23 protein-coding genes and 1 pseudogene are annotated in these 19625 nt (G+C 71.4%); 8 read left to right on the top strand and 16 right to left on the bottom strand.

The genetic code is table 11. From position 1 onward, the window contains the following. The first annotated feature begins 20 nt into the window (after positions 1 to 20). Positions 21 to 512 (top strand): FxsA family protein, encoded by a 492-nt coding sequence (locus ABFX55_RS16790; RefSeq protein WP_346122064.1) that lies wholly within the window; start codon positions 21 to 23, stop codon positions 510 to 512. Between the two features lie 110 nt (positions 513 to 622). On the opposite strand, the gene ABFX55_RS16785 is transcribed toward ABFX55_RS16790, so the two are convergent. Further along, a complete protein-coding gene (locus tag ABFX55_RS16785) occupies positions 623 to 967 on the bottom strand; it encodes an RNA polymerase-binding protein RbpA (protein ID WP_183661557.1) in 345 nt (114 codons plus the stop codon). Positions 968 to 1284: 317 nt separating this feature from the next. Here ABFX55_RS16785 and ABFX55_RS16780 point away from each other — a divergent pair, with 317 nt between their 5' ends. Next, complete coding sequence (locus tag ABFX55_RS16780) at positions 1285 to 1440, top strand: hypothetical protein (RefSeq protein ID WP_183661556.1); 156 nt, start codon at positions 1285 to 1287, stop codon at positions 1438 to 1440. Positions 1441 to 1503: 63 nt separating this feature from the next. Here ABFX55_RS16780 and ABFX55_RS16775 read toward each other — a convergent pair whose 3' ends face one another. Next, positions 1504 to 1746, bottom strand: coding sequence for a DUF2188 domain-containing protein (locus ABFX55_RS16775; protein ID WP_346122062.1), 243 nt, complete (start codon positions 1744 to 1746; stop codon positions 1504 to 1506). Between the two features lie 107 nt (positions 1747 to 1853). Next, positions 1854 to 2489: a hypothetical protein gene (locus tag ABFX55_RS16770; protein WP_346122060.1), complete on the bottom strand. Its 636-nt coding sequence runs from the start codon at positions 2487 to 2489 to the stop codon at positions 1854 to 1856. 178 nt (positions 2490 to 2667) lie between these two features. On the opposite strand from ABFX55_RS16770, the pseudogene ABFX55_RS16765 reads away from it, so the two are divergent. Further along, positions 2668 to 3975: pseudogene (locus tag ABFX55_RS16765) on the top strand (histidine kinase); the annotation flags it as partial. A gap of 429 nt (positions 3976 to 4404) precedes the next feature. Here the strand turns inward: ABFX55_RS16765 and ABFX55_RS16760 are convergent. Then, entirely contained in the window at positions 4405 to 5013 is a 609-nt protein-coding gene (locus ABFX55_RS16760; protein ID WP_346122058.1) for a response regulator transcription factor, read from the bottom strand. 74 nt (positions 5014 to 5087) lie between these two features. On the opposite strand from ABFX55_RS16760, the gene ABFX55_RS16755 reads away from it, so the two are divergent. Continuing rightward, the gene (locus ABFX55_RS16755) at positions 5088 to 5573 is read left to right on the top strand and encodes a winged helix-turn-helix transcriptional regulator (RefSeq protein WP_346122056.1); all 486 of its coding nucleotides are present in this window, start codon (positions 5088 to 5090) and stop codon (positions 5571 to 5573) included. A 5-nt stretch (positions 5574 to 5578) separates the two neighbouring features. Here the strand turns inward: ABFX55_RS16755 and ABFX55_RS16750 are convergent, their stop codons facing one another. Genes ABFX55_RS16750 through ABFX55_RS16715 form a run of 8 tightly spaced genes read right to left on the bottom strand, consistent with a single transcriptional unit; the run spans position 5579 to position 12595 of the window. After that, on the bottom strand, positions 5579 to 6304 hold the full coding sequence (locus tag ABFX55_RS16750; protein ID WP_346122054.1) for a Mut7-C RNAse domain-containing protein: 726 nt from the start codon (positions 6302 to 6304) through the stop codon (positions 5579 to 5581). Between the two features lie 15 nt (positions 6305 to 6319). Then, positions 6320 to 7684, bottom strand: coding sequence for an MFS transporter (locus tag ABFX55_RS16745; RefSeq protein WP_346122052.1), 1365 nt, complete (start codon positions 7682 to 7684; stop codon positions 6320 to 6322). Between the two features lie 10 nt (positions 7685 to 7694). Next, positions 7695 to 8495, bottom strand: a complete 801-nt coding sequence (locus ABFX55_RS16740; protein ID WP_346122050.1) for a glycerophosphodiester phosphodiesterase family protein — start codon at positions 8493 to 8495, stop codon at positions 7695 to 7697. Positions 8496 to 8541: 46 nt separating this feature from the next. Then, positions 8542 to 9081 (bottom strand): TrmH family RNA methyltransferase, encoded by a 540-nt coding sequence (locus tag ABFX55_RS16735; protein ID WP_183661548.1) that lies wholly within the window; start codon positions 9079 to 9081, stop codon positions 8542 to 8544. Further along, positions 9078 to 9668: a class I SAM-dependent methyltransferase gene (locus tag ABFX55_RS16730; protein WP_346122048.1), complete on the bottom strand. Its 591-nt coding sequence runs from the start codon at positions 9666 to 9668 to the stop codon at positions 9078 to 9080. The genes ABFX55_RS16735 and ABFX55_RS16730 overlap by 4 nt, the downstream gene beginning before the upstream one ends. Before the next feature lie 11 nt (positions 9669 to 9679). Continuing rightward, positions 9680 to 10627, bottom strand: coding sequence for a VWA domain-containing protein (locus ABFX55_RS16725; protein ID WP_346122046.1), 948 nt, complete (start codon positions 10625 to 10627; stop codon positions 9680 to 9682). A 31-nt stretch (positions 10628 to 10658) separates the two neighbouring features. After that, positions 10659 to 11597, bottom strand: coding sequence for a DUF58 domain-containing protein (locus tag ABFX55_RS16720; RefSeq protein WP_346122044.1), 939 nt, complete (start codon positions 11595 to 11597; stop codon positions 10659 to 10661). Beyond that, positions 11594 to 12595, bottom strand: a complete 1002-nt coding sequence (locus ABFX55_RS16715) for an AAA family ATPase (protein WP_346122042.1) — start codon at positions 12593 to 12595, stop codon at positions 11594 to 11596. Before ABFX55_RS16715 ends, ABFX55_RS16720 begins: the two co-directional genes overlap by 4 nt. A 74-nt stretch (positions 12596 to 12669) precedes the next feature. On the opposite strand from ABFX55_RS16715, the gene ABFX55_RS16710 reads away from it, so the two are divergent. Next, positions 12670 to 13410: a hypothetical protein gene (locus ABFX55_RS16710; protein ID WP_346122040.1), complete on the top strand. Its 741-nt coding sequence runs from the start codon at positions 12670 to 12672 to the stop codon at positions 13408 to 13410. Positions 13411 to 13434: 24 nt separating this feature from the next. Here the strand turns inward: ABFX55_RS16710 and ABFX55_RS16705 are convergent, their stop codons facing one another. The 3 genes from ABFX55_RS16705 to ABFX55_RS16695 all read right to left on the bottom strand — a co-directional run bounded on the left by ABFX55_RS16705 (position 13435) and on the right by ABFX55_RS16695 (position 15630). Then, positions 13435 to 14196 (bottom strand): TSUP family transporter, encoded by a 762-nt coding sequence (locus tag ABFX55_RS16705; RefSeq protein WP_346122038.1) that lies wholly within the window; start codon positions 14194 to 14196, stop codon positions 13435 to 13437. Positions 14197 to 14437: 241 nt separating this feature from the next. Continuing rightward, positions 14438 to 15055, bottom strand: coding sequence for an ATP-dependent Clp protease proteolytic subunit (locus tag ABFX55_RS16700; RefSeq protein WP_346122036.1), 618 nt, complete (start codon positions 15053 to 15055; stop codon positions 14438 to 14440). Further along, entirely contained in the window at positions 15052 to 15630 is a 579-nt protein-coding gene (locus ABFX55_RS16695) for a ClpP family protease (RefSeq protein ID WP_346122034.1), read from the bottom strand. Before ABFX55_RS16695 ends, ABFX55_RS16700 begins: the two co-directional genes overlap by 4 nt. Before the next feature lie 136 nt (positions 15631 to 15766). On the opposite strand from ABFX55_RS16695, the gene ABFX55_RS16690 reads away from it, so the two are divergent. Both ABFX55_RS16690 and ABFX55_RS16685 read left to right on the top strand, forming a co-directional pair. Beyond that, complete coding sequence (locus tag ABFX55_RS16690; protein ID WP_346122032.1) at positions 15767 to 16939, top strand: sensor histidine kinase; 1173 nt, start codon at positions 15767 to 15769, stop codon at positions 16937 to 16939. Next, positions 16939 to 17577 (top strand): response regulator transcription factor, encoded by a 639-nt coding sequence (locus ABFX55_RS16685; protein ID WP_346122516.1) that lies wholly within the window; start codon positions 16939 to 16941, stop codon positions 17575 to 17577. Before ABFX55_RS16690 ends, ABFX55_RS16685 begins: the two co-directional genes overlap by 1 nt. Positions 17578 to 17683: 106 nt before the next feature. Here ABFX55_RS16685 and ABFX55_RS16680 read toward each other — a convergent pair whose 3' ends face one another. After that, positions 17684 to 18541 carry a DUF2268 domain-containing putative Zn-dependent protease gene (locus ABFX55_RS16680; RefSeq protein WP_346122030.1) on the bottom strand — a complete coding sequence of 286 codons (858 nt, stop codon included), beginning with the start codon at positions 18539 to 18541 and terminating at the stop codon, positions 17684 to 17686. A 68-nt stretch (positions 18542 to 18609) separates the two neighbouring features. Between ABFX55_RS16680 and ABFX55_RS16675 the strand changes: the two genes are divergently transcribed. Continuing rightward, complete coding sequence (locus ABFX55_RS16675) at positions 18610 to 19566, top strand: helix-turn-helix transcriptional regulator (RefSeq protein WP_346119254.1); 957 nt, start codon at positions 18610 to 18612, stop codon at positions 19564 to 19566. The last annotated feature ends 59 nt before the right edge of the window (positions 19567 to 19625 follow it).

Here is a 19625-nt window from a genome sequence, read left to right as displayed (position 1 = left end):
CTGCGCGAATGAGGAAAACGATGGTCCGGCTCCTGCTTTTTCTGGCCTTCCTGGTCGTCCCCGTCCTGGAGATCTGGCTGCTCATCCAGGTCGGCTCGGTGATCGGAGGCTGGGCCACGGTCGGGCTGCTGCTCGCCGACAGCCTGCTCGGCGCCTGGATCGTCCGCCGCGAGGGCCGCAGAGCCTGGCGCAGCCTGCAGAGCGCCCTGCAGACCGGCAGGATGCCCGACAGGGAACTGGCCGACGGCGGGCTCATCCTGGTGGGCGGCGCGCTCCTGCTGACCCCGGGCTTCGTCACCGACATCCTCGGCTTCCTGTGCGTGCTGCCGTTCACGCGGCCGTTCATGCGGCGGCTGGGATCGTGGTTCTTCGCCAAGCGGGTCAAGGCGATGGCGGCGGCTTCGCCGTACGCGCATCTCGGGGTGCCCTTCCAGCGCGCTGACGACGCCGGTGCGGCGCCTGCGCCTGGCAACAGCAAGGTGGTGCACGGCGAGGTCCTGCGCGAGGACTGAGCCTCCTCACGGCCTCGCGCTCGAGGCTGCGTGGGACGCCTCCCACCGAGGCAACGCAAAACGCCCCGGACCGGGCAGGTCCGGGGCGTTCCAGCGTCACCGTGTGGAGGTCAGGCGCTCTTGCGTCGCTGTGCGCGAAGGATCGCCAGCCTCTCGTTGAGTACCTCTTCCAGGTCCTCGATGGACCGCCGCTCGAGCAGCATGTCCCAGTGCGTCCGCGGGGGCTTCGCCTTCTTGGCCTCCGGCAGCTCACCGTCCACGCGAACCGCGGTCGCGCCGCACATGCGGCACTCCCACGTAGCGGGGATCTCTGCCTCGGCTGCAAGCGGAACCTCGAAGCGATGCCCCTTCGAACAGGTGTAAGACACCTCCTGGCGCGGGGCCAGATCCGTGTTACGGTCGTTCTCGTAGCTGGTTGCCCCGAGCCTGGTGCCACGAAGTGCGCGCTCGCCCATGTTTAATAGCCTCCTACAGGGCCCCCATCGTGGGGGTCTGTCTCCCACGGTGTCTAACGCTTGATACCGTGAGTGGATTCCCACCCAAGGGGTGATCCAATCGCGCTTTTTGCGATGAGAGCTCACGCCGGCGGTGTTCCTGGCCCACGAGCCCCCGCGTGAACCCCTGTCCAGCAGGGCCGATCGGGCCTCGCGCCCCTGTTTCCCGCCCTCCTGAGAGATCTCGCGTCCTCGCGCGGCTCGCACAGCCCGTTAGATCCGTCCAGGACGGGACAGGAGAGAGGCGTTCTGACGGAAGACGTACGGGAGGGGTGGCGATGTTCACGCGAGGCAGGCGGAGAGTGGCGCTCGGCGTGGCGGCGCTGGCGGCGCTGACCGGGTTGGTCACGGGCTGCGGAGGCGACGGCGACGACGACGGGGACGACCGTCCTGACGTGGTGAACACGGGCGACAACGACGGGGACGACGACTGAGTCACACACGAAGCGGCTGCGCCGGTGCTCGTCCGAGCACCGGCGCAGCCGCTTCGTCATCTGTCAGCCCCTGGGTGGCACGGGGTCGTTGCCGGGGGCGATCGTCCGCTGGTCGCGGACCTTGCCGTCGGTGCCGTGGACGCGCAGCTCGCCGCCGCCGTCGCGCTGCAGGAGCTCGCTGGCCCGCTTGACCGCCTCCGCCTGGGTCTCCGCTGTGAACAGCGCCCGTTCGCCCTCCGGCCTCGTGACCGCCCAGCTGCCGTCGGGGCGCTGGACGACGTCTCTGGAGTTGGCCTGACCTGCCATGGGGGATTCACCCTTTCTGGGTCGTAACGGTGGGATGCCTCGCCTGCCCCGGTTTTCGGGGTTCAGTCCCGGGCCGTCAGGACGCCTCGGTGGACCCTGGGGGTGTCTCAGGCGGTGACGGCGACCTTGACTCCGGCCTCGGCGCGGGTGGCGGCGTGGGTCCGGGCCAGGGCGAAGGCCAGCCACAGCCCGCCGATCGCGATCAGCGCGCCATGGGCGACGCGCAGGCCGTAGAGGGGCGCGAAGAACTGCGGGATGAACAGGGCGAACCCCGCCGCCAGCGGCACGGCGCTCCACCTGGAGACGGTGCCTGAGCGCCAGACGGCGACCGCGGTCATGATCGCGCCGATGCCCAGCAGCCCGAGGCCGATCGCGAACATCGTGGACGCCAGCGCGTCGTAGCGGAACTCGCCCGCCAGCTCCATCAGCTCGGGCGTGCCGTCGCGCAGGGCACGCTCGGCGATGACGTTCAGGCCGAAGTCCTCCGCGCCGTAGTAGGGGAGTGTCAGGCCCGCGCCGATCCAGGTCACCACGGCGGCGCGCAGGGACAGCCGGTCCTTCAGCAGCTGGTGGACGCCGAGGGCGGCCAGGCCGAGCAGGACGAAGCCGATCATCGCGGCCAGGTGACCGAGGACCCAGGCGGTGGAGGAGATGGCCGCGGCGTCGTCACCGGAGGGACGGACGGCGGGATAGACGAGGAAGAGCAGGCCGGTCACGGCGTAGGTCGCGGGGGTGAGCTTCACGGGGAGCACTCCAGGGGGATCGTTGCTCTTATGTGTGAGCAATGCTCTCCGGGGAGAGCGCTGATGTCAAGAGCGGTGCTCTCGAGAGAGGGTGGGTGCTCACAGGATCGCGGAGTGAGTCCATGTCGGAGAAGTGCCAGAATCACCCCATTGGTATGCATTTTTCATAGGGGGGCGGATGGACGATCTTCAGCCACGCCTGGCGCGCGCCCTCCTCTGGACGATGCTCGGCCTCCTGTGGGGCGTCAGGCTCATCGGCGCGTTGACGGAGGGTGTCGCCTGGCCGGACATCGCGCGGATGGCCGTCGTCCAGGCGCTCATGCTCGCGGTCCTCGTCGCGGCCTGGCGCAGCGTGCCGTACTGGCTGGTGGCGGCGCAGGTGGCGCTCTGCTACGTGGCCTTCCTCGTCTTCGGCCACGCCTTCGCGCCCTCGCTGTGGATCGGGGCGGCGACCGTCCTGCTCGCCCTGCCGCCAAGGTTCGGCCGGCCGCTGGCTGCGCTGATGGCCGTCTCGGGCGGGCTGATCGGGCTCGCGGCGGGCGCCGGCCCGCTGATCGCGCTGTGGTACGTGGCGGTGACGGTCGACAACGGCCTGGTCGTCTTCGGCCTGGCCTCGCTCGCCGCGACGGTCGAGCGGCTCCATGCCGCCAGGGACGACCTGGCCGTGCAGGCGCTGGCGGCCGAGCGCGACCGCGTCCACAGGGACCTGGGACGGCGCCTGCACGACGATCTGACGGCCATCGGCTTCCTGGTCAGGAACGCCGACCTCGACGGCGCGGTCGAGCTGGCCAGAAGGACGCTGTCGGTGGTCCGCGCGCCCGTGCGCGAGGGGGCGGACGCGCCGGTGCCCGTGGAGTCGCCGAGAGCGGCGCGGCTCGTCCTGGCGGTCGTCCTGTCCGTCTACGCGTTCATCACCGAGCTGAACCTGCTCGCGTACGCGAGGCTGAGCCCGCCCCTGCTCGTCGTCACAGGCACCGCCCTGGTGGTGATCGTCGTGCTGCACCTGCGCCCGCCCACCGGGCGGACACTGGCGGTCCTCGTCGTCCTGATGGCGGCGCTTGCGCCGTTCTCGCCCGAGTGGTGGGTCGGCATGGCGGGCTTCCTCGCGGGCCGCATCCTGCTCACCGTCCGCCCGCCGCGCTCGTGGGCCCTCGCCGCCGTCTTCCTGGCCGCCCAGGTGCCCCCGATCGCGCTGACCTACGGGGACCTGCCCATCGTCCTCTACGCGGTCTTCGGCACCATCGCCGTCGCCCTGTTCGTGTACGGCCTGAGCCGGTTGAGCGGCCTCATAGCGGCGCTGGAGGCGGCCAGGCGCGAGCTGGCGAGGAACGCGGTCGCCAGGGAGCGTGACAGGCTCGCCCGCGACCTGCACGACGTGCTGGGCTTCAGCCTGTCGGCCGTGGTGCTGAGGGGCGAGCTGGCGGCGCGGCTCAAGGACTCCGACCCCGACAGGGCCGCCGCGCAGGCCGCGGCGCTGACGCCGCTGGTCGAGCGGGCGCGCCTGGAGCTCGCCTCCGTGACGGGCGATCAGGTAAGGCTGTCGCTGGAGGAGGAGCTGCCGACCCTCCTGGCCACGCTGGCCCTGGTGGGAGTGCGCGCGGAGGTGACCGTCGCGCCCGCACCCTCCGCTCCCGAGGTGGACAGCGTGGTGGCGACGGCGCTGAGGGAGGGCGTGACCAACGTGCTCAGGCACAGCCGCGCGCGGCACTGCGAGATCGAGATCACCTCCACACCCGGGCGGGTACGGCTGCGCGTCGCCAACGACGGCGTGGCGGCGGGCGGCGAACGGGCGGAGGGCAGCGCGCGAAGCGGGAGCGGCCTGGCGGGGCTGGCCGAACGGGCCCGCGGCGGCCTCAGGGCGGGCGTGGACGAGAGGGGCTGGTTCGAGCTGGTCGCGGAGTTCCCGACGGCACCGTCACAGCCAGCCGGACTCCGTGGCGATGCGGATGGCGTCGACCCTGTTGCGGGCGCCCAGCTTCACGACGGCCGTGGTGAGGTAGTTGCGAACCGTGCCGTAGCTCAGGAACAGCCGTTCGGCGATCTCGGCAGGCTGCGCCCCCGTGGCCGACATCCGTAGCACCTCGCTCTCGCGCGGCGTGAGCGGGCTCTCTCCGGCCTCCAGCGCCGACAGCGCCAGCGCGGCGTCGATCACCCGCCCTCCCGCCGCGACCGTCCTGATGGCCGCCGCCAGCTCGCCGGGCTTCACGTCCTTGGGCAGGAAGCCCTGCACCCCTGCGGCCAGCGCCCGCCGTACCTGGCCTGGTCGGTGGAGCGCGGTGAGGATCAGCGAGCGGCACGAGGGCAGCCGCTCGCGCAGCAGCGCGGCGGCGCTGATGCCGTCGAGTGACGGCAGGTCGATGTCGATGACCGCGACGTCGGGCAGCCACGCCAGCGCCGCGGGCACGATCTCGTCGCCGGCCGAGACGCTCGCCACCACCTCGAGGTCGTCCTCCTGGGAGAGCAGCTCGGCCAGGGCCTCGCGCAGGATCTGCATGTCCTCGGCGAGAAGGACCTTCAGCGGCATGCTCTCATTGTGGCCTGCGCATGGAGGGCGCGGAACACTTCGAGTTCACTTTAACAACTGACTATGCTGGGGTCATGAACAGGTTCGGGGAGATGCACTGCTCGATCGCTCAGGCGGTGGGGGTGATCGGCGAGCCGTGGACACCGCTGATCCTTCGCGACCTGTTCCTGGGCGTGCGCAGGTTCGACGAACTGGCGCAGGATCTCGGGATCTCCCGCAACCTGCTGACCGCAAGGCTCGAACGGCTGGTCGAGGCCGGGGTGGTCGAGCGCAGGCCCTACCAGGAGCGGCCGGTCCGCTACGAGTACCACCTGGCCGAGGCGGGGCGCGAGATCGTGCCCGCGCTGATCACGCTGATGGCGTGGGGCGACAAGTGGTCGACTCCGCCCGGCGGCCCTCCCGCGCTGCTGGTGCACTCCTGCGGGCAGCTGTTCACGCCCGTCGTCACCTGCCCGCACTGCGGCGGGGAGGCCAACGCCGACACCATCACCGTCATGGGGGGACCCGGCGCCGCCCAGGGCCCCGGCACCATGGTGCTGGCGGCTCCCCAGGGGAGCTGACCCCCTCACCCGCGAGGCGCGGGCCGTACGGCCGCGGCCACGATGTGCTCGAGGCGGTGGGCATGGGCGCCGCGCCAGTAGACACGGCCGCACGCCGCGCAGCGCGCGAAGACGTCGTAGCTGTGGCGGGTGCCGGGTTCGAGCAGGGCTTCGACGTCGGCCTTGTCGACGGGCGACAGCTTCCCGTTGCACGCCGTGCACCTGGTCCATGGCGCCAGCGGCGGCGCGAACCGGTCGAGCACGTCGGCGAGCTGCTCGTCGGCGCGCTCCCCCCGCACGTAGGCGCCGAGCCACAGCGCCCTGCGGCGCAGCAGGCCCCGGTCTCTGGTCAGCAGCAGCCTCCGCTCGGCGTTGGCCCACCTGACCAGGGCGTCGTCGTCACGGTCGTTGTGGTAGGCCGTGTCCACGCCCAGCAGCCGCAGCCGCCTGGCGAGCGTGCCGAGATGCACGTCGAGCAGGAAGCGCGGCGGTGCGATCGGCAGCGCCTGCGGCCGCGCCGCCGGCAGCACCCCGACGACGTCGCCGTCGCCCGGCCGATGGGAGGGCGGCACCGGCCTGCCGTCGACGACGAGGCGGCCGACCTCGGGCAGCGGGACACCGAGTGACTCGACCACGTGGCCGAGCGAGGAGGTGCCGTCGTAGGCCACGGGCACGCGCTCGCGCCGGTGCCGTGGCGCCAGGAACAGCCACAGGTCGGCGTCGAAGCGAATGCTCAGCTCCGGCCCTTCCATCCTCTCAGCATGCCATCACAGGCGCTCTGGCACCTCGTTGCCCGCCGCGCGGATCGCCTTGGGCAGGTTGACGGCCGCCAGCAGCGCCCCGCCGAGCACGAAGAAGACGATCAGCGAGATGATGCCCAGCCGGTAGCTGTCGGTCAGCTGCAGCGCCATGCCGAGCGTGAAGGAGCCCAGGAACGTCGAGCCCTTGTCGCTGATCTCGTAGAGGCTGTAGTACTCGGCCTCCTTGCCGCGCGGGATCACGTGCGAGAACAGCGAGCGCGACAGCGCCTGCGTGCCGCCCATGACGATCGCGATCGCGAACCCCAGGGCGAAGAAGGCCGTCGCCGACCCCTTGGGCAGGAAGTAGGCCACGCAGACGACGCCCGTCCACGCCACCAGCGCCGCCAGCACCACCCGCTTGGCGCCGAAGGTCCTGGCCATCCTGCTCAGCGCCAGCGCGCCGCCGAAGGCGACGAACTGCACCATGAGGATCGCGCCGATCTGCACGGTCTGGGAGAGCTCGAGCTCCTTGTCGGCGAAGGTGGCCGAGAAGGAGATCACGGTCTGCACGCCGTCGTTGTAGAGCAGGTAGGCCACCAGGAAGGCCAGCGTGAGCGGGTAGCGGCGCAGGTCCATGGCGGTCCTGCCGAGCTGCCTGAAGCTGCCCGCGACCGCCTGGCCCGCGCTCTCGCCGCGGGCGGCCAGGCCGCGCCTGTTGCGCAGCCGCAGCAGCGGGATGATCGTGAACCCGCCCCACCACAGCCCCGCCGAGCTGAGCGCGATGCGCGCGGCGGTGCCGGAGTCGATGCCGAACGACTCGGCCCGCAGGAACAGCACCAGGTGGACGGCCAGCAGCAGCCCGCCGCCGAGGTAGCCGAACCCCCACCCCATGCCCGAGACCCTGTCGCGCTCGGAGGGCGAGGCGATCTCGGGCAGGAAGGAGTTGTAGATGACGAACGCGCACGCGAACCCGACGTTGGCGACCAGGAACAGCGCGCCGCCCAGCAGGTAGCGCCCGTCGCCCGCGAACCAGAAGCACACCGTCGCCGCCGCGCCGAGCATGGCGAAGAAGCCCATGAGCTCCTTCTTGCGCCCGGTGTGGTCGGCCAGCGCTCCCGCGATCGGCATCAGCACGATCTGCAGCACCGCCGCCACGCCGACCACGAAGGAGTAGTAGGCGCTCGGCCGCACGTCGAAGCCGAGCACGTCCACGTAGGGAGCGCCGGCCGCCGCCGCCTCGGCGACGTCGGTGAGGTAGGGCCCCAGGAAGACCGTGAGCACCGTGGTCGGGAAGGCCGAGTTGGCCCAGTCGTACCAGTACCAGCCGCGCTGCTCACGGCGGCGGGCGGTGGGGGAGTCGTCGAAGACGGCAGGGGGGGTGGGAACTGCCAAGGGAGGGCTCCTAGGCTGCGAGCTGGCCGGGATGCCAGAGCCCGCGCCGGTCGAGGACGTCGCGCAGGCCGGAGATGTTGTCGGTCATGATGCCGTCGACCCCGAGGTCGAGCAGATAGTCCATGCGCAGGGTGTCGTTGATGGTCCACACGTGGACCTGCATGCCGAGGGCGTGCGCCGTACGCACCAGGGCGCGGGTGGTGACCCGCAGCCCGCGAAAGCCGATCGGCACCTGCGCGCAGGGCACGCCCGAGCGGACCAGCCTGGTCAGCACGCGGCCGTAGCCCGAGGTGGCGGCGGCCGCGCGCAGGGAGGCGACGCCGCGAGGGCCGAGCGCCGAGCAGACCTCGCGGCCCATGGCCGCGCGCGCCCTGGCCAGGCGCTCGTCGGAGAAGGAGGTCAGGCAGATCCGGTCGTAGGCGTTGGTGCGCCTGACCATGTCGGCCAGCGGCCTGATCGCGCCCGCCTCCTTGACGTCGATGTTGAACTTCGCCGAGGGGAAGGAGCCGAGGAGGTCCTCCATCAGCGGGATCTCGTCGGCGCCGCCGATGCGGGCCTGCCTGACGGCGCTGTAGGGCAGCTCGGCGATCCTGCCCCTGCGGTCGGTGACCCTGTCGAGCGTGTGGTCGTGGAAGGCCAGCAGCACGCCGTCGGAGGTCGCGTGCGCGTCGGTCTCGAGGTACTCGTAGCCCAACCGCACCGCCCGCTCGAAGGCCGCGGCGGTGTTCTCGTGCCCCTCCAGGGCTCCACCACGGTGAGCGAAGGCCAGCGGGCCAGGATGGTCGAGGAAGGCGAAACGACGGCTGAGCACACGGCGAGTATGCCGCTTGTGAGCTCGGCGCGTCATGTCGGCGTGGTTACGACTCGGGCAATTTACTCCATTCCTGACGTCGCGTCTCCGACAGCGCGATGGCCGCCGCCACACCGACGTTGAAGGAGCCGACCCGCCCGACCTGCGGGATGTAGGCGGCCAGGTCGGCGGCCTCCAGCAGGGCGGGGGAGCAGCCGTGGTCCTCGCTGCCGACCACCAGGCACACGTCGCGGTCGAGGTTGGTGCGGTGGAGGGGCTGGGCCTCGCCGGTGAGCTCGATCGCGATCACCGTGTAGCCGTCGTCCCTGGCCTCGCGCACCGCGTCGAGCACGGGGACGGCCTCCTTCCACGCCACGAGCCTGTCGGTGCCGAGCGCCACCTTGGCCGCCTTGGGGTTGGTCGGCGGCGTGGCGTTGCCCGCCAGCCAGATCTGGTCGACGCCGAAGGCGGCCGCGCTGCGGAAGATGGAGCCCACGTTGAAGGGACCCGTCACCGACTCCACGATCATGGAGAGCCGGTTGCCCGTGCTCCTGCGCCAGGTGCGGTTGAGCCGCTTGACGTCGGTCGGGCGCAGTTGCTTTCTCATCGGGTCACCTTCAGGATTCGGTACGCGGCGCGGGAGGCCTCGCGGGTGGCCTGCCAGCCCTGGTCGGACAGCCAGCGCTGCAGGGAGTCGGAGCCGAGGTGCTTCTGCACCACGAGGTAGGCGACCCCGTCGGGGGTCAGCCTGGTCAGCCAGCGGGTCAGCATCTCGTGCATGGCCTGCTTGCCGATGCGGATCGCCGGGTTGGACCAGATCGCGGCGAACCGCACGTCCTCGGGAACCTCGTCGACGTGCGCGGGTCTCACCCTGCCGAGGGCGGCGGCCTTGGCGTTGCGCTCGGTCAGCTCGAGCGAGCGCCTGTTGACGTCGACGGCCCACACGGTGGCCGAGGGTGCGCGCGAGGCCATGGTCAGCGCGATGGGGCCGTAGCCGCAGCCCAGGTCGAGCAGGTGGCCCTCCTGCGGAGGCGCGGGCACGCTCTCCAGCAGGACGCGGGTGCCGAGGTCGATCCTTTCGGGGGAGAAGACGCCCCTGTCGGTCTCGAGCCTCAGGTGCAGGTCGGGCAGGACCAGGTCGACGCTCGACGGTCTGCTCGCAGCCTGGGGCTGCTCCTCGAAATAGTGGGCCACGTGCGAAAAGCTTAGGGGATGCGGTGGCCGAGCAGGATGGCCGCCGCCGCGACGACCAGTCCCGCGACGATCGCCGCGATGATGAAGTACTGGCTGATCTCCTGGCTCACGGTCTTGAACCCCAGCGACGTGCCGATCTGCTCGTAGACCTGGCGCAGCTCGTTGCCCGACTCGGCGGCGTAGGCGCGGCCGGAGGTGCCGTCCGACAGCGTCTGCAGGGTGGCCTTGTTCACCGGTACGGTCACCGGGCGCCCGTCGATCATGACGGTGCCCTCCTGCGTGCCGTACGCGATGGTCGAGACAGGCACCCTCGCCTGCTTGGCGGCGTCGACGGCCTCGCTCACCGAGCGCCCGGAGGTGTTGTCCCCGTCGGACAGCAGCACGATCGCGGCGGGCGGCGGGTCGGTGACCGCGCGCTGGTCGAAGGAGCGGATGGAGTCGAGGGAGTTGAAGACCGCCTCGCCGATGGCGGTGCCGGGACGGGTGTTGAGGTTGCCGAGCGCGGTGACGACCGCCTGCCTGTCGGTGGTGGGGGAGATGACCACGTTGGCGGAGCGGGCGAAGGAGACGAGGCCGACGTTGAAGCGTTCGGGCAGGCCGCGCACGAACGTCTGCGCCGCGATCCTGGCCGCGGCGATCCTGCTGGGCGGCACGTCGTCGGCGTCCATCGACAGCGACACGTCGAGCGCGACCATGATGGTGGCCCTGTCGCGCGGGACGCGCACCTGGTCGGCGGGCCTGGCCGCGCCGATGACCAGCAGGCTCATCATCACCAGGAACAGCAGGGGCGCGAGGTGGCGCCGCCAGCCGGGGCCGTGGGGCGCGACCATGTTCAGCAGGGCCAGGTTGGTGAAGCGCACGGTGTAGCGGCGCCGCCTGAACTGCGCCACCACGTAGGCCGCGATCACCAGCGCCACGAGCGCGAACAGCCACAGATATCCCGGCGCCAAGAACGTCACGGACTCTCCTGTCCCTGGTCGGCTTCCTCGCTCACGTGCCAGCCCTCCGGTGTGCCAGGTGCGCCATGCGCCGCTGGCGTAGCGCGAACTGCGCGATGTCGAACACCCAGTCCCTGTCGGTGCGCAGCACCAGGTGGGCCACCCCGGCCTTGCGCAGCGCGGCCCGGGTGCCCTCCCGCTGCAGGGCCGCCGCCTCTGCGTAGGCGGCGCGCACCCGCGGCGAAAGGTGTACCTCGCTTACGTGCCCAGTCTCCGGGTCCGTGAACGCCACCGTGCCGACGTCGGGAAGCTCCAGTTCGCGGGGGTCCATCACCTCGACCGCCAGCACCTGGTGGCGCGCCGCCAGGCGCCTGATCGGCCGCTCCCACGCCCGCTCCGCGCCGGGGTCGAGGCTCGGCTGCGCCTCGAGGAAGTCGGAGACCACCACCCGCAGCCCGTGCCGTCTGCGCATGGCGGCCAGCACGTCGATCCCCTCGGCCAGATCGGGGGCGTCCTGGACGGCCCGCCCCCTCGGGGCGTCGAGCAGCGAGTGCAGCAGGCCGTACAGCGCGGGCCTGCCCGTCCTGGCGGGCATCCTGTGCAGCGCGTCGTCGTGCAGCACCAGCGCGCCGAAGCGGTCGCCCATCCTGCTGGTCAGGAAGCCGATCGCGCCGATCGCCGAGACCACCAGGTCGCGCTTGTCGGTGTCGGTGGTGCCGAAGTCCATGCTGGGCGAGAGATCGGCCAGCGCCCAGGTCTCCAGCTCCCTGTCGGAGACCAGGTCGCGCACGTGCGGGACCGTCGTGCGCGCGGTCACCGCCCAGTCCATCCGCCGCACGTCGTCCTCGCCGGGCACGTACACTCTGCTGTCGCCCGCCTCGCTGCCGGGGCCGGGCAGCAGGCCCTGGTGCTGGCCGTGCAGCAGGCCGTCGAGCCTGCGGCTGATCGTCAGCTCGAGCCTGCGCAGCGCCTGCTCGGCCTGGTTCGTCATCGGCCCTGGTTCCAGACGACGAGCGGCGGCGGTACGGAGTGCAGCACCTGCCTGACCACGTTCTCGGGGTCGACGCCGTCGGCGAGCGCGTCGAAGGTGAGCATCAGCCGGTGGCCCATCACGTCGACGGCCACGTCGCGCACGTCGTCGGGCAGCAGGTAGTCGCGCCCGCGCAGCACCGCGAGCGCCCTTCCCGCCGCGACCAGGCCGAGCGTGGCGCGCGGGCTCACGCCGATCTCGATCGTGTCGGCCAGGTCGGGCATGCCGTACTCGGCGGGGGAGCGGGTGGACATCACCAGGCGCACCACGTAGTCGGCGACCAGCTGGTGCACCGAGACCTGCTCGGCCTGCCGCTGCAGGGCCATCAGCCGCTCGGGGTCGAGGATCGGCTCGGGCACCGGTGGCGTGACGCTCATCCTGTGCAGGATCTCCAGCTCCTCCTGCGCGGTCGGGTGCGGCACCCTGACCCTGAACAGGAAGCGGTCGCGCTGCACCTCGGGCAGCGGGTAGACGCCCTCGGACTCGATCGGGTTCTGGGTGGCCAGCACGATGAAGGGCTTGGGCAGCGGGTGGGTGACGCCCGCCAGCGTGACCTGGCGCTCGGCCATGACCTCCAGCAGGGCGGACTGCACCTTGGCGGGGGCACGGTTGATCTCGTCGGCGAGCAGGAAGTTGACGAAGACCGGGCCGAGCTCGACGTCGAACTGCTCGCTGGAGGGGTGGTAGACGCGGGTGCCGACGATGTCGCTCGGCACGAGGTCGGGGGTGAACTGGATGCGGGCGAACGTGCCGCCCACCACCGTGGCGAGCGTCGAGGCGGCCAGCGTCTTCGCCACGCCGGGCACGCCCTCCAGCAGGCAGTGGCCGCGCGCCAGGAGCGCGACCACCAGCCGCTCCACCATGTGATCCTGTCCGACGATGACGCGCCGGACCTCCTCAAGGGTCTGACGCAGCACGGCCGCGTCCGTACCTGTCGACAGCTCTTCGGCAGCGCTCATGTGTGCTATTCCACCAAACAAGGCTTATGGGTGCACGACCCGCCGCGCCGGGTATACCTGCTTTGATGACTCGCATGGCCGCTCCGCTCCAGTACGGTGACCCGCCAAGACTCGGGGGGTTCGCCGTGCAGGCCCGCCTGTCCACGGTGCCGGCGGGGCTGGTCTACCTCGGACAGGGGCCCGACGGCAGGGCGGTGTCCATCGCGCTGCTCACCAGGGGCGCGGCGCTCGACCCCTCGGCCCGCGAACGGTTCGTCACGGCCATCCGCTCCTCCTCGGGGGTCAGGGGCTGGATGGCGAGGGCCAGAGGGAGGACCACCACGCTCGACGGGCCGCCCGTCGTGGCCGCGGAGCTGGGCGACGCGCCGTGGGTGGCGGTGCCCTACACGCCGGGACGGCCGGGCGCCGAACGCTTCCTCGAGCCCGTCATGGTGGGCGGCACGCTGATCGGCGAGGTGCACGGGCCCGACTTCGTCCCGTACTGGCTGGCCGACAGGGCACCTGCGCTTCCGGCGCCGCCCCTGCCCAGGCCCCCGCTGACCGAGACCAGGACCAGGGTGCTCGTCGCCGGCGCGGTGCTGGCGCTGCTCGTGCTGCTCGGCGCGGTGATCGCCCTTCTGCTGTTCGGCGGCGGGGACGACAGCGCGCCGATGCCGCGGCCGATGCCCCCCACGCAGTACGTGCCGAGCCCGCCGCCGGTGCCCGCCTCACCCGAGCCGCAGGAGCCCCAGCCCTCGCCCTCGCCGGGGGAGACGGGCAGGAGCACGCCCGGACAGTCGCCCGGCGAGGACACCGACGAGGGCAACCCGATCTAGGCCGTGACGCCGGGCGGCCGGGTGTCAGCCGAACTGCTGCCAGCCGAGCCTGGCCACCATCGCCACCACGACGCACAGCAGCACGACGCGGACGAAGCCGGTGCCGCGCCTGAGCGCCATCCTCGCGCCGAGCTGGGCGCCTGCGATGTTGCAGACCGCCATGCCGAGGCCGAGCGCCCACAGGATGTGCCCCTGGTAGCCGAAGACCAGCAGCGCGCCGAGGTTGGTGCCGGTGTTGATGATCTTCGAGGTGGCCGAGGCGTGGACGAAGTCGAGGCCGAGGATCGTGGTGAAGGCGATGATCAGGAAGGTGCCGGTGCCGGGGCCCATGATCCCGTCGTAGAAGGCGATCAGCACCCCCGAGACCAGGATCGCCGCCCCCACTCTCGCGCGGGTGCGCAGGTGCGGCTGGGGGAGCGCGCCGAAGGAGGGGCGCAGGGTCACGAAGGCGGCCACGCCCAGCAGGATGACCATCACCAGCGGGCGCAGAACCTCGGAGGAGATCGCCGCGGCGGCGGAGGCGCCGAGCCCCGAGCACAGGACGGCGAGCACCCCCGCGGGGACGGCCACCTGCGGGTCGAGCTTGGTGGTGCGGACGTAGGTGACGGCCGCCGAGGCGGTGCCGAAGACGGACGACAGCTTGTTGGTGGCGATGGCCTGGATGGTCGGCACGCCCGCGACCATGAGGGCGGGCAACTGCAGCAGACCGCCGCCGCCCACGACGGCGTCGATCCAGCCCGCTCCCGCGGCCGCCGCCAGCAGTACGACGACCTGTTCCAGCGACACCCCTGCACTCCCCGCAGCGACCCGTCCAATCCCTCAGCAGGGTATAGGCCGATATTTCGTGATACGCCCTGGGGGTGGTGCCTTCGGGGAACGTGCGCGGCCGGGTGAGCGGTCGGTGGGGTGCGGTGCGGGCCGGTGGGATCCGGTCCCCGCGCGGCCCATCGTCGCGCGGGGACCGGAGAGAGCGCCCACCGTGACCTGCGAGCGCCCCCGCCATGGGAGGTGCGGGGAAGGGACCCGCTCAGTGGGCGGCGGCCAGCGGTCGCTTCCTGCTGGCGAACACGTCGTCGATCAACCGGTACGTGCGGGCCTGTTCGGCCGTCATGAACCGGTCGCGCTCGATGTCCTTCCTGACCTCCGCCGCAGGCCGCCCCGTGTGCTTGGCCAGGATCTCCTCCTGCTGGTCGCGCATCCGCAGGATCTCGCGCGCGTGGATCTCCAGGTCGCTCGACTGGCCCCTGGCCCCCTCGGTGGCGGGCTGGTGGAGCAGGATGCGCGCGTGCGGCAGCGCGGCCCGCTTGCCCGGCGCGCCTGCGGCCAGCAGCACCGCGGCGGCCGAACTGGCCTCACCGATGCACACCGTCTGGATCTCGGGCCTGACGAACTGCATCGTGTCGTAGATGGCTGTCATCGCGGTGAACGAGCCGCCAGGAGAGTTGATGTAGAGCTGGATGTCGCGGTCGGGGTCGAGCCCCTCCAGGGTGAGCAACTGCGCCATCACGTCGTTGGCCGAGGTGTCGTCGATCGGCGTGCCGATGAAGATGATGCGGTCCTCGAACAGCTTGTTGTAGGGGTTCATCTCCTTCACGCCGTAGCTGGTGCGCTCGACGAAGGAGGGCAGCACGTACCTGGCGTTCATCGCTGGATCACCCCGTTGGCGTTGGCCACGACATGGTCGACGAACCCGTACTCCCTGGCCTCCTGCGCGGTGAACCAGCGGTCCCTGTCGGAGTCGGCCTGAATGCGCTCGAGCGGCTGCCCGGTGTGCTGCGCGATGAGCTCGGCCATCAGGCGCTTGGTGTAGATCATGTTCTCGGCCTGGATCTGGATGTCGGTGGCGGTGCCGCCGATGCCGCCGAGCGGCTGGTGCATGACGATCCTGGCGTGCGGGAGAGCGTAGCGCTTGCCCCGCGTGCCGCCGCTGAGCAGGAACTGACCCATGGAGGCGGCGAAGCCCATCGCGACCGTCGAGACGTCGCAGGGAACGAACTGCATCATGTCGTAGAGCGCCATCCCCGCGGACACCGAACCGCCGGGGGAATTGATGTAAAGAGTGATGTCGCGGTGCGGGTCCTCGGCCGCCAGCAAAAGCAGCTCGCCGCACAGTCGATTGCATATCTCGTCGTCGACCTCCTGGCCGAGAACGACAATGCGCTCCCTCAGCAAGCGCTGGCCGAGCTGTTCCGGCCAGGCGGTGCGAGTGGCCTCTGTCATGCGTGCGCCTTTCTCTCGGTACTAATGCGACGTTATCCAGAAGCGCCTCGAATTAGTCATGACTTTCTCCGTGAGCAGATTTCACCAAAAGCGCATTTCGCTCGGAGTGAATAAACGTCGACATAGAATGGCTTCTGTGAGATGGACCCTTGTCGCCCGCAGATGGGCCTGCCTCGTCCTCGGTGGGGCGCTGCTGATGCCGTACATGATGCTCGGGGTGCTGGTCAGCGGCACGGTCGGCAGAGTGGGCGCCGACCTGCTCCTCCCCATCGACGTGCTGGTCTTCGTCGCGGTGCTGCCCGTGGTGGCGCTGACGGGTCTGTTCCTGCCGCTGCGCGCCTTCGAGGTGTCGGCGGCCGAGGGGCTGCTCGGCGTGCGGATCGACCCGCTGCCCCGCCGCGCCCGCACCTGGGCCGAGCGGCGGCGCATGGCGGCGTGGTTCACGCTGCACCTGGGTGTGGGCGGGGTCGTCAGCGGCGTCACGCTGGCGGTCGTGCCGTTCGTGGTGTGGTCGATGGCGGTGCCCTTCACCGGTGACAGGTTCGGCATCCTCGGCCAGGGTCCCCCGCTCGGCTGGTGGCCGCTGGGCGGGCTCGCCTTCCTGGTCCTGCTGGTGGCGCTGGTCCAGGGGGCGGGCGCGCTGCTGGCCAGGCTGGCGCCCGTGCTGCTCGGCCCCTCGCCCTCCGACCGGCTCGCCCTCGCCGAGGAGCAGGCCCGCACGCTCGCCGAGCGCAACAGGCTGGCCCGCGAGCTGCACGACTCCGTCGGTCACGCGCTGAGCGTGGTCACCCTGCAGGCCGCGGCGGCCGGCAGGGTGCTCGACCGCGACCCCGCGACCGCCAGGATCGCGCTGGAGGCCATCGAGCAGTCGGCCAGGGCCGCGCTGGAGGACCTCGACCACGTGCTGGGCGTCCTGAGGGAGGATCCGCAGGCCAGGGCGCCGCAGGCGACCCTCGCCGACCTCGACGAGCTGATCCGCACCTCGGGCGCCGACGTCACGCGCGAGGTGGGCGACCTCTCGGCGGTGCCCGCCGTGGTCTCGAGGGAGGCCTACAGGATCGTCCAGGAGGCGCTGACCAACGCCATCAAGCACGGCCACGGCACCGTACGGCTGGCCGCCGCCGTGCGGGAGGACCAGCTGAGCATCGAGGTCACCAACGCCGCGGGCGCCGGAGGGCACGGCGGCGGCAGAGGCGTCGCCGGCATGCGCGAAAGGGTCGGGCTGCTGCGCGGCACGCTCCACGCCGGCCCCGTGGAGGCGGGCGAGTGGCAGGTGTCGGTGCGACTGCCGCTACGGTCGGGGGTGTGATGCTCAAGGTCGTGATCGCCGACGACGAGGCCCTCATCCGCACCGGCCTGCGGATCATCGTCGACTCCGAACCGGACCTGAGCGTCGTCGGCGAGGCGGCCGACGGCGCCGAGGTCGTCCCCGTGGTGCGCGCGCAGCGTCCCGACGTGGTGCTGATGGACGTCAGGATGCCGCGCGTCGACGGCATCCAGGCCACCAGGCAGCTGGTCGCGCTCGACGACCCGCCCAAGGTGCTCGTCGTGACGACGTTCGAGAACGACGACTACGTCTACGACGCGCTGAGAGCGGGGGCGAGCGGCTTCCTGCTGAAGCGCACCAAGCCCGACGACCTGGTGCGGGCCGTACGGGTGGTGGCCGCGGGCGAGGCGCTGCTGTTCCCCGCCGCGATCCGCGCGCTGGCGGCCACGCGCGGTCATACCGCGCAGGTGCCCGGCATCGGCAGGCTCACGGGGCGCGAGGGCGACGTGCTGCGCCTGATGGCCAGGGGGCTTTCCAACGGGGAGATCGCCGCCGAGCTGGTGGTCAGCCAGGAGACGGTCAAGACCCACGTCGGCAACGTGCTGGCCAAGCTCGACGCCCGCGACCGCACCCAGGCCGTCATCGCCGCCTACGAGTCGGGCTTCGTCGCCCCCGGCTGAACCCGCCCCCGGGCTGAACCCGCCCCCGGGCTGAACCCGCCCCCGGGCTGAACCCGCCCCGGGATGAACCCCGCCTGAGATGAACCCGCCACCTGGATGAGCCGGCTTACCGGGGCCTCGCCCGCCAGGACTCGAGGATCTCCTCGGCGGGCAGCGTGGTGCACTCCGTCGCCGACATGCCGGTGGCCTCCAGGTGCGCCTCGACCAGGCGCAGGCCCGCGGGGTAGCCCGCCATGTCGGAGATGCCGCGCGGCTCCTGGCCGAACCTGCTCATCGCCGAGTCGCCGAGCACGTACGCGGGCGTGTTCTGCATGCCGGCCAGGTCGAGATCGGCTTCGATCCTGGCGAAGACCTCGTCGGCGAGCGGGCGGGTCGTCCACGGACCCATCGCCCCCGGGCCTGACATCTCGCGGACGAACGCCTCGGCCAGGCCCTCGGCGACGACGTGCTCGCCGACGGTGACGGTCTCGGGGTTCCACTCGACGTTGCGGAAGCGGACGTTGTGGTGGAACTCGTGCACCGCGCAGTGCGCGATCCTGTCGATGACGTCCTCGCGGGGCCAGGCGATGACGTAGAGCCAGTCGCCGTAGGAGCCCATGCCGTAGTAGCCGCCCGCGACGTCCATGAGATAGTCGTCGTCGGGGTCGCCGAGAACGAACATCACGTTCAGGTGGTCGGGGCCGTCGAAGCTCCTCAGACGGTCGGCGGCGTCGGCCAGCGCCCGCTCGATCCGGCCCCTGACGTCCCTGTCGATGAGGTTTCGCACGGCGGGCAGGTAGCGCTCGTCCTCGCGGTCGACGCGGAAGCCCGAGCCCATGTGGTGGAGGTCGACGCTGTCGCCCGGCATGGGGATGGAGGCCCGCATGGGCGCCAGCATCGCCGTCAGCAGGGCGGGGCGCTCCTCGAGAGGGCGCTCCAGCAGGTCGGCCATCGCGGAGAAGGTGTCGTGAACGGTGAACTTCATGCCGAGGACGCTAAAGGCTCCCGTTACGTGAGGCTCAACCCCTTTTCTCCTGAGGACACAATGGGGACATGCGCGCCAGCCGTCTGCTCTCCCTCCTGTTGCTGCTCCAGACGCGCGGCCGCATGACCGCCACCGAGCTGGCCGAGGAGCTCGAGGTGTCGGTCAGGACCGTCTACCGCGACGTCGAGGCCCTGTCCTCCTCCGGTGTGCCGGTCTACGCCGACCGCGGTCCCGCGGGCGGCTACCAGTTGCTCGACGGCTACCGCACCAGGCTCAACGGGCTCACCGCGGCCGAGGCCTCCTCGCTGTTCCTGGCCGGGATGCCCGGCCCCGCGGCCGAGCTGGGCCTCGGGGAGGTGGCGGCCAACGCCGAGCTGAAGCTGCTGGCCGCCCTGCCGCCCGAGCCGCGCTCCCGGGCGACCATGATGCGCGAGCGCTTCCACCTCGACGTGCCGGGCTGGTACCGGGGCGCCGACGACGTGCCGCACCTGGCCGAGGTGGCCGAGGCGGTGTGGGACCACCGTCCGCTGCGCATGAGGTACCGGCGGTGGGGGCGCCAGGAGGTGGACAGGGTGATCCATCCGTACGGGCTGGTCCTCAAGGGCGGCTCGTGGTACATGGTCGCCGCCCCGCCCGGCGGCGACCCGCGCACCTACCGCGTCTCGCGCATCCTGGCGATGGAGACCCTGCAGGGCCGCTTCGAGCGGCCGCCCGGCTTCGAGCTGGCGGAGTTCTGGCAGGCCTACGCCAAGGACTTCAGGGAGAAGATGTACACCGCCGAGGCCGTCATCAGGTTCGAGCCCGGCGCGGAGAGCCTGCTGGAGTACACCCTCAGCATGCCCGTGCCGATGCCGGAGCCCGACCCCGACGGGTGGCGGACGGTGACCGTGCCCATCGAGTCGGTCAGGCACGCCCGCTGGCTGCTGCTGCGGATGGGCGCGAGCGTCGAGGTCCTGGCCCCCGCCGAACTGCGCGACCTGATGCGGCAGTCGGTCGCGGACCTCGGCAAGATATACCAATCATGAGCAAAGTACATGTGGGTCTCGTCGGCGTGGGCAACTGCGCCTCCTCGCTGGTGCAGGGT

Origin of the sequence: Nonomuraea roseola (assembly GCF_039535395.1) — a bacterium.
In the GTDB taxonomy this organism is placed as follows: Bacteria; Actinomycetota; Actinomycetes; order Streptosporangiales; family Streptosporangiaceae; genus Nonomuraea; species Nonomuraea roseola.
This window is presented reverse-complemented; position numbering and strand designations above follow the sequence as displayed.

What these genes read in the sequence shown, in the direction of transcription:
- ABFX55_RS16755 (WP_346122056.1), top strand. Translation starts at nt 5,088, where the DNA reads ATGAACAGGTTCGGGGAGATGCACTGCTCGATCGCTCAGGCGGTGGGG.
- ABFX55_RS16775 (WP_346122062.1), bottom strand. Translation starts at nt 1,746, where the DNA reads ATGGCAGGTCAGGCCAACTCCAGAGACGTCGTCCAGCGCCCCGACGGC.
- ABFX55_RS16790 (WP_346122064.1), top strand. Translation starts at nt 21, where the DNA reads ATGGTCCGGCTCCTGCTTTTTCTGGCCTTCCTGGTCGTCCCCGTCCTG.
- ABFX55_RS16780 (WP_183661556.1), top strand. Translation starts at nt 1,285, where the DNA reads ATGTTCACGCGAGGCAGGCGGAGAGTGGCGCTCGGCGTGGCGGCGCTG.
- ABFX55_RS16720 (WP_346122044.1), bottom strand. Translation starts at nt 11,597, where the DNA reads ATGACGAACCAGGCCGAGCAGGCGCTGCGCAGGCTCGAGCTGACGATC.
- ABFX55_RS16785 (WP_183661557.1), bottom strand. Translation starts at nt 967, where the DNA reads ATGGGCGAGCGCGCACTTCGTGGCACCAGGCTCGGGGCAACCAGCTAC.
- ABFX55_RS16695 (WP_346122034.1), bottom strand. Translation starts at nt 15,630, where the DNA reads ATGACAGAGGCCACTCGCACCGCCTGGCCGGAACAGCTCGGCCAGCGC.
- ABFX55_RS16750 (WP_346122054.1), bottom strand. Translation starts at nt 6,304, where the DNA reads ATGGAAGGGCCGGAGCTGAGCATTCGCTTCGACGCCGACCTGTGGCTG.
- ABFX55_RS16760 (WP_346122058.1), bottom strand. Translation starts at nt 5,013, where the DNA reads ATGCCGCTGAAGGTCCTTCTCGCCGAGGACATGCAGATCCTGCGCGAG.
- ABFX55_RS16710 (WP_346122040.1), top strand. Translation starts at nt 12,670, where the DNA reads ATGGCCGCTCCGCTCCAGTACGGTGACCCGCCAAGACTCGGGGGGTTC.
- ABFX55_RS16680 (WP_346122030.1), bottom strand. Translation starts at nt 18,541, where the DNA reads ATGAAGTTCACCGTTCACGACACCTTCTCCGCGATGGCCGACCTGCTG.
- ABFX55_RS16700 (WP_346122036.1), bottom strand. Translation starts at nt 15,055, where the DNA reads ATGAACGCCAGGTACGTGCTGCCCTCCTTCGTCGAGCGCACCAGCTAC.
- ABFX55_RS16735 (WP_183661548.1), bottom strand. Translation starts at nt 9,081, where the DNA reads ATGAGAAAGCAACTGCGCCCGACCGACGTCAAGCGGCTCAACCGCACC.
- ABFX55_RS16675 (WP_346119254.1), top strand. Translation starts at nt 18,610, where the DNA reads ATGCGCGCCAGCCGTCTGCTCTCCCTCCTGTTGCTGCTCCAGACGCGC.
- ABFX55_RS16715 (WP_346122042.1), bottom strand. Translation starts at nt 12,595, where the DNA reads ATGAGCGCTGCCGAAGAGCTGTCGACAGGTACGGACGCGGCCGTGCTG.
- ABFX55_RS16685 (WP_346122516.1), top strand. Translation starts at nt 16,939, where the DNA reads ATGCTCAAGGTCGTGATCGCCGACGACGAGGCCCTCATCCGCACCGGC.